Annotated in this window: 12 protein-coding genes, 1 pseudogene and 1 CRISPR repeat array; of the genes and pseudogenes, 12 read left to right on the top strand and 1 reads right to left on the bottom strand. The window is 34.8% G+C overall.

What is annotated here, in order from left to right; translation table 11 throughout:
* Window position 1: 1 nt before the first annotated feature.
* From cas1 to HMPREF9171_RS107320, 12 genes and pseudogenes are all read left to right on the top strand, one after another.
* A complete protein-coding gene (gene cas1, locus HMPREF9171_RS107270; protein ID WP_000929486.1) occupies window positions 2–871 on the top strand; it encodes a type II CRISPR-associated endonuclease Cas1 in 870 nt (289 codons plus the stop codon).
* Window positions 868–1,209 (top strand): CRISPR-associated endonuclease Cas2, encoded by a 342-nt coding sequence (cas2, locus tag HMPREF9171_RS107275; RefSeq protein ID WP_000122194.1) that lies wholly within the window; start codon window positions 868–870, stop codon window positions 1,207–1,209. Before cas1 ends, cas2 begins: the two co-directional genes overlap by 4 nt.
* Window positions 1,196–1,861 carry a type II-A CRISPR-associated protein Csn2 gene (gene csn2, locus HMPREF9171_RS107280; RefSeq protein ID WP_000590708.1) on the top strand — a complete coding sequence of 222 codons (666 nt, stop codon included), beginning with the start codon at window positions 1,196–1,198 and terminating at the stop codon, window positions 1,859–1,861. The genes cas2 and csn2 overlap by 14 nt, the downstream gene beginning before the upstream one ends.
* A gap of 100 nt (window positions 1,862–1,961) precedes the next feature.
* Window positions 1,962–2,525: a CRISPR direct-repeat array (repeat unit 36 nt; unit sequence GTTTTAGAGCTGTGCTGTTTCGAATGGTTCCAAAAC).
* A gap of 52 nt (window positions 2,526–2,577) precedes the next feature.
* Window positions 2,578–2,838, top strand: a pseudogene (locus HMPREF9171_RS1000000114265) (hypothetical protein).
* Window positions 2,839–3,127: 289 nt separating this feature from the next.
* Window positions 3,128–3,544 (top strand): nucleoside-diphosphate kinase, encoded by a 417-nt coding sequence (gene ndk / locus HMPREF9171_RS107285; protein ID WP_000438312.1) that lies wholly within the window; start codon window positions 3,128–3,130, stop codon window positions 3,542–3,544.
* Window positions 3,545–3,679: 135 nt separating this feature from the next.
* Window positions 3,680–5,512: a translation elongation factor 4 gene (gene lepA / locus HMPREF9171_RS107290; RefSeq protein WP_001019133.1), complete on the top strand. Its 1,833-nt coding sequence runs from the start codon at window positions 3,680–3,682 to the stop codon at window positions 5,510–5,512.
* Window positions 5,513–5,758: 246 nt separating this feature from the next.
* On the top strand, window positions 5,759–8,392 hold the full coding sequence (locus HMPREF9171_RS107295) for a pneumococcal-type histidine triad protein (protein ID WP_000678279.1): 2,634 nt from the start codon (window positions 5,759–5,761) through the stop codon (window positions 8,390–8,392).
* A gap of 99 nt (window positions 8,393–8,491) precedes the next feature.
* On the top strand, window positions 8,492–9,151 hold the full coding sequence (locus tag HMPREF9171_RS107300) for an HD domain-containing protein (protein ID WP_001872301.1): 660 nt from the start codon (window positions 8,492–8,494) through the stop codon (window positions 9,149–9,151).
* Between the two features lie 8 nt (window positions 9,152–9,159).
* Entirely contained in the window at window positions 9,160–9,624 is a 465-nt protein-coding gene (locus HMPREF9171_RS107305) for a GNAT family N-acetyltransferase (protein WP_000621138.1), read from the top strand.
* Window positions 9,624–10,058 (top strand): peptide-methionine (R)-S-oxide reductase MsrB, encoded by a 435-nt coding sequence (gene msrB / locus HMPREF9171_RS107310; RefSeq protein WP_000665410.1) that lies wholly within the window; start codon window positions 9,624–9,626, stop codon window positions 10,056–10,058. The genes HMPREF9171_RS107305 and msrB overlap by 1 nt, the downstream gene beginning before the upstream one ends.
* A 151-nt stretch (window positions 10,059–10,209) precedes the next feature.
* Complete coding sequence (locus HMPREF9171_RS107315; protein WP_000168915.1) at window positions 10,210–13,002, top strand: cation-translocating P-type ATPase; 2,793 nt, start codon at window positions 10,210–10,212, stop codon at window positions 13,000–13,002.
* Window positions 13,002–14,105: a DUF2974 domain-containing protein gene (locus tag HMPREF9171_RS107320; protein WP_000065325.1), complete on the top strand. Its 1,104-nt coding sequence runs from the start codon at window positions 13,002–13,004 to the stop codon at window positions 14,103–14,105. The genes HMPREF9171_RS107315 and HMPREF9171_RS107320 overlap by 1 nt, the downstream gene beginning before the upstream one ends.
* A 118-nt stretch (window positions 14,106–14,223) precedes the next feature.
* Here the strand turns inward: HMPREF9171_RS107320 and HMPREF9171_RS107325 are convergent, their stop codons facing one another.
* Complete coding sequence (locus tag HMPREF9171_RS107325) at window positions 14,224–14,862, bottom strand: CatB-related O-acetyltransferase (RefSeq protein WP_000146562.1); 639 nt, start codon at window positions 14,860–14,862, stop codon at window positions 14,224–14,226.
* Window positions 14,863–15,100: the final 238 nt, after the last annotated feature.

The raw sequence follows: 15,100 nt of genomic DNA, 5'->3' as shown, positions 1-15,100 counted from the left end.
TATGGCAGGTTGGCGAACTGTTGTTGTAAATACACATTCTAAGCTCTCTTATAAAAATAATCATCTGATTTTTAAAGATTCTTATCAGACGGAAATGATTCATCTTTCAGAGATTGATATTCTAATCATGGAAACGACAGATATTGTTTTGTCGACTATGCTGATTAAACGTTTGGTTGATGAAAATATTTTAGTCATATTTTGTGATGACAAACGCTTGCCAACAGCTATGTTAATGCCGTACTATGCCAGACATGATTCGAGTTTACAATTATCTAGGCAGATGTCATGGATTGAAGATGTCAAAGCAGATGTTTGGACATCAATTATTGCACAAAAAATTTTGAATCAGTCTTTTTATCTCGGTGAGTGCTCTTTCTTTGAAAAATCACAGTCTATTATGAATCTCTACCATGACTTAGAACCTTTTGATCCTTCTAATCGTGAGGGGCATGCTGCTAGGATTTACTTTAATACACTTTTTGGAAATGATTTTTCAAGAGAACATGATAATCCAATAAATGCTGGTTTAGACTACGGATATTCATTGATTTTGAGTATGTTTGCGCGTGAAGTCGTTAAGTGTGGTTGCATGACACAATTTGGGTTAAAGCATGCTAATCAATTTAATCAGTTCAACCTAGCAAGCGATATTATGGAACCATTTCGCCCAATCGTTGATAGGATTATTTATGAAAATAGGCAGAGCGATTTTGTCAAAATGAAAAGAGAACTCTTTTCTATGTTTTCGGGGACATACAACTACAATGGTAAAGAAATGTATCTTTCAAATATTGTCAGCGACTATACCAAAAAAGTTATTAAGTCGCTAAATAGTGATGGGAATGGAATTCCGGAGTTTAGGATATGAGTTATCGGTATATGCGAATGATTTTAATGTTTGATATGCCTACTGAAACAGCAGAAGAACGGAAGGCGTATCGTAAGTTTAGAAAGTTTCTCTTGAGCGAAGGCTTTATCATGCATCAGTTTTCTGTTTATAGTAAATTATTACTCAATAATACAGCTAATAATGCTATGATAGGTCGGCTTAAAGTGAATAATCCTAAGAAGGGTAATATCACACTCTTAACAGTTACGGAAAAACAATTTGCGAGAATGGTTTACCTCCATGGAGAACGCAACACAAGTGTTGCCAACTCTGATAGTCGCTTGGTTTTCCTAGGAGATTCTTATGATCAAGATTAATTTTCCAATTTTAGATGAACCATTAGTGTTAAGTAATGCTACGATTTTAACGATAGAAGATGTTTCAGTTTATTCTTCATTGGTGAAACATTTTTATCAATATGACGTAGATGAACATTTGAAATTATTTGATGATAAGCAGAAAAGTCTGAAGGCAACAGAGTTAATGCTGGTTACAGATATCTTAGGATACGATGTCAACTCAGCACCTATTCTAAAGTTGATACATGGTGACTTAGAAAATCAATTCAACGAAAAGCCAGAAGTGAAATCAATGGTAGAAAAATTAGCAGCTACTATTACAGAACTTATCGCATTTGAGTGTCTAGAGAATGAGCTTGATTTAGAATACGATGAAATCACGATTTTAGAACTCATTAAGGTACTAGGAGTCAAAATTGAGACACAGAGCGACACTATCTTTGAAAAATGTTTTGAAATTATACAAGTTTACAATTATTTAACGAAAAAGAATCTCTTGGTTTTTGTTAATAGCGGAGCTTATCTTACCAAAGATGAAGTTATAAAATTATGTGAATACATCAATTTAATGCAAAAGTCAGTACTCTTTCTAGAACCTAGAAGACTCTATGATTTACCGCAATATGTTATTGATAAGGATTATTTCTTGATAGGCGAAAATATGGTATAATATTAGTAAAAGCACAGTAATAACAAGGAATCATCGAAACTGAAGTCCTGCTGAGACGAATGGCGCGATTACTAAAGCTCAAAAGAAAATTTTCTACGAGGTTTTAGAGCTGTGCTGTTTCGAATGGTTCCAAAACTGACATTTTAGATCTTGATATGTCTGTTTTGTTTTAGAGCTGTGCTGTTTCGAATGGTTCCAAAACGAAGGAATGGAAGACGAAAGAATGAAATTAGTTTTAGAGCTGTGCTGTTTCGAATGGTTCCAAAACAAGTAACCCAGTTTGTATCAAAGTAGTAAAGTTTTAGAGCTGTGCTGTTTCGAATGGTTCCAAAACCGCAGAGCTGTTTATTAACAATGATTGGACGTTTTAGAGCTGTGCTGTTTCGAATGGTTCCAAAACTTATTATGTCCTGTCGCATGACAAAAAACTGTTTTAGAGCTGTGCTGTTTCGAATGGTTCCAAAACTCATGAAAGGTGCTATTAATGGTGTCATTGGTTTTAGAGCTGTGCTGTTTCGAATGGTTCCAAAACTGTGTGGATTCATTTTGTTTTTAATCGCTTGTTTTAGAGCTGTGCTGTTTCGAATGGTTCCAAAACTGACATTTTAGATCTTGATATGTCTGTTTTGTTTTAGAGCTGTGCTGTTTCGAATGGTTCCAAAACAGAGTTAACTAATTTTCATGCTATCACAAAGTTTTAGAGCTGTGCTGTTATTATGCTAGGGCACCATTGTGGTGTTCTAGTTTTTTGTTATACTGAAATAAATTTTCAGAGAATGTGGGGGAAGGCGGTAATTAGATTAATTCAAGACGTAATTTAGAACTTAGTTGGCCAAGCTAACGAAATCACCCCAGTTTATCAGTTTGATTGGGAAACTTATATATTGGCGACTAAAAAATATGGACGTCATTTAGAGGTGTGTCTATTAGTAGAAAATTCGAATTATTTTTCGGATTCAAAGAGAATGTGTCGATAGAAGAGATACGAAAGACTATAATTCCAACCTTATGGTTAAAGGGCTAAGTTGTTCTACGCTTTACTTAATTATTAGTTTGACAGCGTTGGTTCTTTTAGTGATTGCTGGTTGCAAGCTTACAAGGAAAGTAGTGGAGAACCTATCCATAATCAACTAACAGCTATGATGAATCTCACCTATTAATATAGTTAAGGAGTGTCCAATACTCCTTTTTTGAAATATAGTTGGAAGTTACAGAAAACATATTTTTATGTTATAATAGTGGAGAAAGAAATGAGGTGCTAATATTATGGAACAAACCTTTTTTATGATAAAACCTGATGGTGTAAAACGTGGCTTTATTGGAGAAGTTATTAGTCGTATTGAGCGTCGAGGCTTCTCTATTGATCGCTTAGAGGTTAGACATGCAGATGCAGATATTTTGAAAAGACATTATGCAGAACTGACGGATAGACCATTCTTTCCAACATTAGTAGATTATATGACTAGTGGTCCAGTAATCATTGGAGTTATTTCGGGAGAAGAGGTCATTTCAACTTGGCGCACCATGATGGGGAGTACTAACCCCAAAGATGCCCTTCCAGGAACTATTCGAGGAGATTTTGCACAAGCTCCCTCTCCAAACCAAGCGACATGTAATATTGTTCATGGGTCAGACTCACCTGAATCTGCAGCTCGCGAGATAGCCATTTGGTTCAATAACTAATAGACTTAATGAAGATTGATGTTCAAGTGTTAATTCTCTTTTACATCGGTCTTCTTTTTGATATAATATTCTAGAGTCTATAGGACTGTTTTAATATTTTAGAAGTTAAACATATCAAATTGTATAGGAAATAGAATGAATATTGAAGATTTGAAGAAACGTCAAGAAAAGATTAGAAACTTTTCGATTATCGCTCATATTGACCATGGAAAATCAACCTTAGCAGACCGTATTTTAGAGAAAACAGAAACGGTTTCTAGTCGTGAAATGCAGGCGCAACTGTTGGACTCTATGGATCTAGAACGTGAGCGTGGGATTACTATAAAGTTAAATGCTATTGAGCTTAATTATACTGCTAAAGATGGTGAAACTTACATTTTTCACTTGATTGACACGCCAGGGCATGTTGACTTCACATATGAAGTATCACGTTCATTGGCAGCTTGTGAGGGTGCTATACTGGTTGTTGATGCAGCCCAAGGAATTGAAGCTCAAACTCTGGCAAATGTTTATTTGGCTCTAGACAATGATTTAGAGATACTACCAGTTATTAATAAAATTGATTTACCAGCAGCAGATCCAGAACGTGTACGTGCAGAAGTAGAGGATGTTATTGGTCTAGATGCTTCAGAAGCTGTGCTTGCCTCAGCTAAGGCAGGGATTGGTATTGAAGAAATTTTAGAGCAGATCGTTGAAAAAGTTCCTGCACCGACTGGGGAAGTAGATGCTCCTCTTCAAGCTTTAATTTTTGATTCTGTTTACGATGCTTATCGTGGAGTAATTCTTCAAGTAAGGATTGTAAATGGTATGGTTAAGCCAGGAGATAAGATTCAAATGATGTCTAATGGTAAAACCTTCGACGTTACTGAGGTTGGTATTTTCACTCCCAAAGCAGTTGGACGTGATTTTTTAGCAACTGGAGATGTAGGGTATATTGCTGCCTCAATTAAAACGGTTGCTGATACACGTGTTGGTGATACCATTACCCTTGCTAATAACCCAGCTATAGAACCCTTGCATGGCTATAAGCAAATGAACCCAATGGTTTTTGCCGGTCTTTATCCAATTGAATCAAATAAGTATAACGATCTGCGTGAAGCCCTTGAAAAATTACAATTAAATGATGCTAGCCTACAGTTTGAACCGGAAACATCACAAGCATTAGGGTTTGGTTTCCGTTGTGGTTTCTTAGGGCTTTTACATATGGACGTTATCCAAGAGCGCTTGGAACGAGAGTTCAATATTGACCTTATTATGACTGCACCATCAGTAGTTTATCATGTTAATACAACTGACGGTGAAATGCTTGAAGTTTCGAATCCATCTGAATTTCCTGATCCTACTCGTGTTGACAGCATTGAAGAACCATATGTTAAGGCGCAAATTATGGTTCCTCAAGAATTTGTCGGTGCAGTAATGGAGTTAGCACAACGTAAACGTGGTGACTTTGTAACAATGGATTATATTGATGATAATCGTGTTAATGTTATTTACCAAATTCCTTTAGCTGAAATTGTGTTTGACTTCTTTGATAAGCTTAAATCATCAACACGTGGCTATGCTAGTTTTGATTATGAAATTTCCGAATATCGTCGCTCACAATTAGTTAAAATGGATATTCTTTTAAATGGTGATAAAGTGGATGCTTTAAGCTTTATTGTTCACAAAGAATTTGCCTATGAACGTGGTAAATTGATCGTTGATAAGTTGAAAAAAATCATTCCTCGTCAGCAGTTTGAAGTTCCTATCCAAGCAGCTATTGGACAAAAAATTGTGGCCCGTTCTGATATAAAAGCACTACGTAAAAATGTCTTAGCAAAATGTTATGGTGGTGACGTTTCACGTAAACGTAAGTTGCTTGAAAAACAAAAAGCTGGTAAAAAGCGCATGAAAGCAATTGGTTCCGTCGAAGTTCCTCAGGAAGCTTTCTTAAGTGTTTTATCAATGGACGATGATGACAAAAAATAATTCAGAAAGATGATATCATTTATCTATTTTAAAGTAACTTAGCTTCGTGCTTAAGTTACTTTTTCTTTGTCTGCAATTATCAAATAATATGGCTTTATAATATATTTGTTTAAATATAAATGAGCTATAAATGAGTTTTTGTTAGTAACTAAATAATAAAAAGATGGCAAATATTATTGCAAAAAGAAAAACATCTGATATAATTAACTAGTTAACCAAAACGAAAAAAACATTTATGGAGGACTCATGAAAGGTCAAAAATTTATTGCTCTAGCTGGTCTTGTCCTGTCATGCCATTTTGCTCTTACGGCATGTCATACTCAAGAACACAAAAATTCTCATCAGATTAAAACAAAGCAGGTTGCTAAGAAAAAAGCTAATAAAAAGAAAGTCTCTGTTAAGGAAAGTCATAAAAAACGCAAGGGTGTTGCAGGGGTTGACTTTCCAACTGATGATGGCTTTTTACTGACTAAAGATTCGAAGATTTTATCTCATACCGATTCTGGAATCGTTGTAGCACATGGAAATCATTCTCATTTTATTTTTTACTCTGATTTAAAAGGTTCAAAATTTAGCTATTTAATCCCTAATGCTAATGCAAAAACTAATAAAAATCAAGCGGTAAGAAACTTTAAAGCAGGGGCGGTAGCTGTTAATACATTAAATGATGGCTATGTTTTTAATCCCGCAGATATTGTTTCAGAAGATGCTAATGGCTACGTGGTCAGACATGGTGATCATTTCCACTATATTCCAAAAGCAAGTTTATCTCAGCAAAAGCAAGTACAAGCAAGTAGAGCTGTTTCACGTTTAGGAAATCAAAGTAATAGCCATTACAGGGTTAATAGTTCTAAAATTGCAGGGCTTCACCACCCAACAAGTGATGGTTTCTTATTCAATGGACAAGGAATAAAAGGCACTACCCCAACAGGTATTTTAGTAGAACATCATAATCATCTGCATTTTATTAGTTTTGCTGATTTAAGAAAAGGGGGGTGGGGATCAATTGCTGACCGTTACCAACCACAAAAGAAAGTTGATTCTAAAAAACAGTCACCATCAAGTAAAAAGCCAAGAAATGAAAATACTTTACCTAAGGACATCAAAGATAAGCTAGCTTACCTTGCTCGTGAATTACATTTAGATATTTCACGTATCAGAGTCCTTAAAACACTAAATGGTGAAATTGGATTTGAATACCCACATGATGATCATACACATGTTATTATGGCCAAAGATATTGATCTAAGTAAGCCAATTCCAAATCCACATCATGATGACGAAGATCATCACAAAGGTCATCACCATGATGAGTCCGACCATAAGCATGAAGAACACGAGCACACTAAGTCAAATAAATTATCTGATGAAGATCAAAAGAAATTAATTTATTTAGCAGAGAAGCTTGGTTTAAATCCTAATCAAATTGAAGTATTAACGTCAGAGGATGGGAGTATCATCTTTAAGTATCCACATGATGACCACTCACACACTATAGCAAGTAAGGATATCGAAATTGGGAAGCCTATCCCAGATGGACACCACGATCACTCTCATGCAAAAGATAAAGTTGGTATGGCAACTCTAAAACAAATTGGTTTTGATGATGAGATTATTCAGGATATTCTGCATGCAGATGCTCCAACACCATTCCCATCCAATGAAACTAATCCTGAAAAAATGCGTCAGTGGCTTGCAACTGTTACTAAGATTAACATTGGACAAAGAACCAATCCATTCCAGCGTTTTGGTCTATCATTGATGCCTAATATTGAAGTTCTAGGAATTGGGTTTACTCCGATTAATGATATGACGCCAGTTTTGCAATTCAAAAAACTTAAACAGCTTTGGATGACAAATACTGGTATTACAGATTATTCTTTCCTTGATAAGATGCCACTATTAGAAGGATTGGATATTTCACAAAACGGTATTAAGGATTTATCTTTCCTTACAAAATATAAACAATTAAGTCTTATTGCTGCAGCTAATAATGGCATTACTTCGCTAAAACCATTGGCCGAATTACCAAACCTTCAATTCTTAGTTTTGAGTCATAACAATATCTCCGACTTGACACCGTTATCAAACTTGACAAAACTCCAAGAATTGCACCTTGATCATAATAATGTGAAGAATTTAAGTGCACTTTCTGGTAAAAAAGATTTGAAAGTTCTAGATTTATCAAACAATAAATCCGCAGACTTATCGACTCTAAAAACAACTAGTCTTGAGACGCTTCTTTTAAATGAGACGAATACAAGCAATCTAAGTTTCTTAAAGCAAAATCCTAAGGTATCTAATTTAACAATTAATAATGCGAAATTATCATCATTAGATGGTATTGAAGAGAGCGATGAAATTGTTAAAGTAGAAGCTGAAGGGAACCAAATTAAGTCACTAGTATTGAAAAATAAACAAGGTTCGTTAAAATTCTTGAATGTGACTAATAATCAGTTAACATCACTTGAAGGTGTTAATAATTATACTTCACTTGAGACCTTAAGTGTTTCTAAAAATAAACTTGAATCTTTAGATATTAAAACACCTAACAAAACAGTTACAAATCTTGATTTTAGCCATAACAATGTTCCAACATCACAATTGAAATTGAATGAAAAAAATATTCCTGAAGCAGTAGCTAAGAATTTTCCAGCAGTTGTAGAAGGTTCAATGGTTGGAAATGGTAGTCTTGCTGAAAAAGCAGCTATGGCTTCTAAAGAGGACAAACAAGTTTCAGATAATACTAATCACCAAAAAAACACTGAAAAATCTGCTCAAGCGAATGCTGATAGTAAAAAAGAAAACCCTAAAACACATGATGAACATCATGACCATGAAGAAACAGATCATGCACATGTAGGTCATCATCACCATTAATCTTTTACGGAGCTAATATATAAAATCCTTCAAGAATTTCTTGGAGGATTTTGCATTTATATGCTAAATCATTTATTTTTTTAGAAAATTAGCTATAATATGACTATGGTTAAAAGAGAAGATGTGATTTTAAATGCAACTGAAAATATGGTTTACCATAAATTAAAAAATGATCCAAGTGGCCATGACTGGTTTCATATTGTTAGAGTAAGAAATCTTGCAGTAGAATTAGCACACAAAGAAGGTGCTAATACCTTTATTTGTCAAATGGCTGCACTTTTGCATGATATTATTGATGACAAAATCTGTCAAGATAGTAAGCAAGCGTCGTATGAATTGACTCAATGGTTATATAGTCAAGACCTTACCATAGCAGAAGTAGAACATATCCTTGATATTCTTGAAAATATTTCATTCAAAGCAGGAACTGGATTGACTATGAAAACATTGGAAGGTCAAATTGTTCAAGATGCAGATCGCCTAGATGCTATGGGGGCTATTGGTATTGCAAGAACGATGGCTTATTCAGGGAGTAAAGGACGTTTAATTCATGACCCTAACTTAAAACCACGAGAAAACCTCACTTTAGAAGAGTATCGTAATGGTCAGGATACAGCTATCATGCATTTTTACGAAAAATTATTAAAGTTAAAAGACCTTATGAATACAAAACAAGGGAAAATGCTTGCTCAAAAACGTCATGATTTTTTAGAACTATATTTAGCCGAATTTTATGCTGAATGGAATGGTAAACGTTAGGAGTAGATATGATTCGTAGAGCGAAAGAAAAAGATTTGCCTGCTATTGCAGAGCTATTGAAACAAATTTTAGTGTTACATCATGGGGTTCGCCCAGATATTTTTCATACAAGAGGAAGTAAGTTTTCTAAAGAACAATTGAAAGAAATGCTGATAGACGAATCAAAGCCTATCTTTGTTTATGAATCAGACGAGGGTAAAGTTGTTGCCCACTTGTTTCTTCAATTACAAGAAAAACGTGACTTACCTCGAAAGTCATTTAAAACTCTCTATATAGATGATTTGTGCATTGATGAGGAAGTAAGAGGTCAGCAAATTGGACAAAAGTTGATGGATTTTGCGAGACAATATGCTAAGAAACATGGGTGTTATAATATAACTTTAAATGTTTGGAATGATAATCAGAGAGCGGTCTCTTTTTATGAAAAATTAGGTTTTAAACCTCAACAAACTCAAATGGAGGAGATACTATAATGAAAGAAACACAAGAAGAATTACGTCAGCGTATTGGACATACAGCTTATCAAGTAACCCAAAATTCAGCTACGGAACATGCTTTTACTGGGAAGTATGATGATTTTTTTGAAGAGGGTATATATGTAGATATCGTCAGTGGAGAGGTTTTATTCTCTTCTTTAGATAAATTTCAATCTGGTTGTGGTTGGCCAGCATTTTCAAAACCAATTGAGAATCGAATGGTGACAAATCATCAAGATCACTCTCATGGAATGCATCGTATTGAGGTTAGGAGTCGTCAAGCTGACTCTCATTTAGGGCATGTATTTAATGATGGACCGGTTGATGCAGGTGGTTTACGCTATTGTATCAATTCAGCTGCCTTAGATTTTATTCCTTATGACCAGATGGCAAAGAGAGGCTATGGGGACTACCTATCACTTTTTGATTAATAAGAGACGACTTAAGGGTATATCTTAAGTCGTTTTTTATGTATGGTAAAAAGAATTGGTGGCAGGTGTATTCTTCATCAGTTTATTTTCTGAAAAAAGAGTATAATATAGGTATCAAAAATGAAAACGTTTTAGAGAAGGAGACTAGAATATGGCTTCTACAAATAATGTTTCAGATACAAACACACGTTTTGCTAAAGAGGAGTTAGAAGAGGTTTTCGAAGAATTAGGGACAACTCAAGGTGGTTTATCAGATGAAGAGGTTGCTGTACGTCAGAAAAAATATGGTTTAAACCTGTTATCTGAAGTAAAGCAAGAATCAATTATTTTATTGTTTCTGAAAAATTTTACTAGTCTTATGGCAATACTATTATGGGTTGGAGGATTTGTGGCTATTGTTTCTAATAGCTTAGAGCTAGGTCTTGCCATTTGGATGGTTAATGTGATTAATGGTATTTTTAGTTTCATTCAGGAATACCGTGCAAGTCAAGCGACACAAGCTCTCAAGAAAATGTTACCATCTTATTCACGTGTTCTTAGAAAAAGCTCAGAAGAAAAGGTATTATCAGAGCAACTAGTCCCAGGCGATATTGTTCTTATTGAAGAAGGAGATCGTATTTCAGCAGATGGTCGCTTGATTAAAACAACAGATTTGCAAGTAAACCAATCAGCTTTGACAGGGGAATCAAATCCTATTTATAAAGATAGCAATGTTGAAAACGACCAGTCTAAAACATTGATTGAATGTGATAATATGGTTTTCGCAGGAACGACGGTCTCCAGTGGTAGCGCAACAATGGTTGTTACGGCAATTGGAATGCAAACTCAATTTGGTCAAATCGCTGATTTAACACAAGGGATGAAATCAGAAAAAAGCCCTCTTCAAAGAGAACTTGATCGGTTGACCAAACAGATTTCTATCATTTCAATTACGGTAGGAATTATCTTTTTCTTAGCAGCGACTTTTTTTGTTAAGGAGCCAGTGTCAAAATCATTTATCTTTGCCTTGGGGATGATCGTTGCATTTATCCCAGAAGGTTTACTACCTACCGTTACACTTTCTCTAGCTATGGCAGTCCAAAGAATGGCTAAAGAACACGCACTTGTCAAAAAACTTTCTTCAGTTGAAAGTCTTGGAGCAACCTCAGTTATCTGTTCTGATAAGACTGGTACATTAACGCAAAATGAAATGACCGTCAATCATTTGTGGCAAAATGGAAAGAGTTACCAAGTGACAGGACTGGGTTATGCTCCAGAAGGACAGATTCTTTTTGAAGGTGACAATATTTGCTTTGGTAATAGTGATAGAGGAGACTTAGAAAAACTTATTCGTTTTGCTCATCTCTGTAGCAACGCTCAAGTATTACCACCAAATGATGATCGTTCAACTTATACTGTACTTGGAGATCCGACAGAAGCTTGTTTGAATGTTTTATTGGAAAAATCAGGGATAAACAGACAAGAAAATCGTAAGTTTGCACCACGTTTGAAAGAATTACCTTTTGATTCGGTTAGAAAACGCATGACAACTATTCATAGCTTAGGAGGCGATGAAAAGGATAAAAAAATTTCAATTACAAAAGGTGCGCCGAAAGAAATACTTGATTTATCAGATTATGTCTTATCTGATGGCAAAGTTGTCCCCTTAAACAAGGAAGAACGTAATAAAATACAGTTGGCTAACGATACATTTGCTAAAGATGGACTTCGCGTCTTAGCTGTTTCATACTGCGATATTGAAGGCTTTTCAAAAGAACAATGGACGCAAGAAAATTTGGAACAACACATGGTGTTCATAGGGTTGATAGCAATGAGTGATCCACCTCGTGAAGGCGTTCGTGAAGCTATTGATAAATGTCATGCAGCAAGCATTCGTATTATTATGGTGACTGGAGATTACGGATTAACGGCACTGAGTATCGCTAAAAATATTGGTATTATTCGTAACGATGATGCTAAAGTAATTTCAGGTTTAGAGTTATCAGAAATGACGGATAGCCAATTGAAAAAAGAATTGTCAGGTGAAGTCGTTTTTGCTCGTGTAGCACCAGAACAAAAATATCGAGTAGTAACGATATTACAGGAGATGGGTGAAGTAGTAGCAGTTACAGGAGACGGGGTCAATGATGCGCCTGCGCTAAAAAAATCCGATATTGGTGTAGCCATGGGTGTTACCGGTACTGATGTTGCTAAAGAATCAGCTGATATGATTCTGACAGATGATCATTTTGCTTCTATTGTACATGCCGTGGAAGAAGGGCGGGCTGTTTATCAAAACATTAAGAAATTCTTGACGTATATTTTTAATAGTAATACTCCTGAGGCGGTTCCGTCGGCATTCTTCCTTTTTTCTAAAGGTTTTATTCCTTTACCATTGACTGTAATGCAAATACTTGCTGTTGATTTGGGAACCGATATGCTTCCCGCTTTAGGTCTAGGCGTGGAACCACCAGAAACAGATGTTATGAATCGTCCTCCAAGACGGCTAACAGATCGCTTATTGGACAAAGGGCTACTTATAAAATCTTTCCTTTGGTACGGCACTATTGAATCCGTATTAGCTATGGGTGGTTTTTTCTGGGCTCATTACTTACGTTATGGTAATTTTACTTTTTTCGTCGCAAACGGCATACCGTACAGAGAAGCGACAACTATGACACTTGGAGCTATTATCTTTAGCCAGATAGGTATGGTTATGAATAGCAGAACGAGCTATCAATCTATTAAAACACTATCTATTTTTGGTAATAAATTAATTAATTTTGGTATAATAATGGAGATTTTAGCATTTTTAGTCTTAGTATACGTGCCACTATTCCATAACTTATTCAACACAGCAAGCCTAGGTTTATCACATTGGCTCTATTTAATAAGCTGCCCGTTTATCATGATAGGTTTAGATGAAGTTTGGAAATTATTCAGCAGTAGAAAGAATAAACGGTGATGTCAAATATAATAACTTATTTAAAAAATAATTCAAACTTAACTTTTGATGAATTAGCATTAAACGATGTTGACATTCTTTGTTTAAATGAATTTGGCTATATTTCTTTTGAAAAACTTATAAACACTACAGAAATGAAGTCAGTTTTAGTCTGTGAGTTATATCATGAGTACCTTCAAACTGTGGCTAAATCATATAGCTTTATGTTCACATCACAACGACATGATTTATGTCAGTTAATGATGACCTCGAAACGTTTTAAAAACTTAACTTTATCTTATTATCGAGCTGAGATTAGTTTAGAATTTGAAAAACAATTTGCAGCTATGGTTTTTACTATTCCTAACATTAATTATCATCAGGTTGTATTTCGTGGTACTGATGCCAACCTTATTGGTTGGAAAGAAGATTTTAAATTGACGTATATGAGAGAAATATCGGCTCATCGTTCAGCGATTAAATACTTAAATACAATATTGCCTTATTTTGATAAAGTAGTTCTCTCAGGTCATTCTAAGGGTGGTAATTTAGCCTTGTACGCTGCAATGTTTGCAAAGCCAGATTTAAAAGCAAAAATTGATTTGATTTGGCTTATTGACTCCCCAGGACTACAAAAAACTTTGTTACCTACTACAGAGTATAAAACTACTAAACAAAAGTGCATTCGCTTACTACCAGAAGAATCTATTGTTGGTATAATGCTTTATAGTGATATAGAGCCGCTAATTATTAGTAGCAATGCGCGTGGAATTCTGCAACACGATGTTACAACTTGGGAAATTCAAGAACCAGCTATTTTAAAGACTGGAACAGGACTATCGCTAAAAAGTATTTGTTTTGAAAAGACATTTCAACAGTGGATGGCTGAATTAAAAAGTCAAGAAAGAAAATTATTTTTTGATTTATTATTTGATAGCTTCCTATCAAGTGGCGTATCTAGTTTGGATGACTTCAATTTGGCTTCCAGAGCAAAAATGATGAAAGCTTTTCATAGCTTTAGAGAACTAGATGATGATAAAAAAAGGTTATTTAACAAATCTTTAAAATTATTAGTAACCATATTTTGGGGAGCTTATCATGATAATAGCAGAGAGACTAAGTAGCTTTCCTAGAATTGCATTAGTCTAAACATGTGCTAAATAAACTAGCAAAATAGCATACTAAAATACTACTCATATTATGCTGAGTAGTATTTTTAGTGTGCTATTTGATGAAGTTATTCTAGAGTTTATGATTTTTGTTTTCAGAAATACTTTTTAGAGTATTGAAGAATTCCTTCTTATCTGAAAATTCGCTAATATGTTCCTTAATAGCTTCATCTGACCAATTCCACCACTGAGATGCATTTAATAATGTTATTTCTTCCTCTGAAAAGCGATATTTGATAATTTTAGCAGGTGTTCCAGCGACAACAGCATAGTCAGGAATGTCTTTGGTAATAACTGAACCTGCTCCAATAATTGCTCCATTACCTATTGTAACAGATGGAAGTATAGTGACATTAGTTCCTATCCAGACATCGTTGCCAATAATAACTTTTCCATTTTTCTTTTCATCTATTAAGTCCGCCCTATCCTCATTTATAAATCCCCTTGACTTATAGTAAATAAAAGGGTTAGTGGTAATGTGATCGGTTGGATGATTCATACCAGTAATAGTGACGTTCTGGGCTATTGAGCAAAATGCTCCAATTTCTTTTAAGTTAACGCCTTCGTAAAAGAATTGTTGATATCCATATGTGTACTTTCCTACCGAGAATCCATATTTAGGGTAACTGGCATCAGTACTCATATCTGTCCTCATAGGATCATTTTTAAGCTCTAAACGTTTCTCTAAATGTTTTTTTAAAATACTAGCCATAACTAGCCTCCAATCGTAGACTAAATAGATTATAACATTTTTTCCTCTAAAAACCTTACCTTTTTTAATAAATTCTATAAATTAGAATGATAAAGAACTTATTCTCGGATATTGACAAAGAGTGAGCTAATGAGGTGGCCTAATTCAATGTTAGAGTCTGTTCCAAGTATTTTTTTCCTAAGATAGGGGCAATGTATGAACAAAGAAACAAAATAAAAACCTTGTAATAACAAGGTTT

The sequence above is a fragment of the Streptococcus agalactiae ATCC 13813 genome, from assembly GCF_000186445.1.
Taxonomy (GTDB): Bacteria; Bacillota; Bacilli; order Lactobacillales; family Streptococcaceae; genus Streptococcus; species Streptococcus agalactiae.
This window is presented reverse-complemented; position numbering and strand designations above follow the sequence as displayed.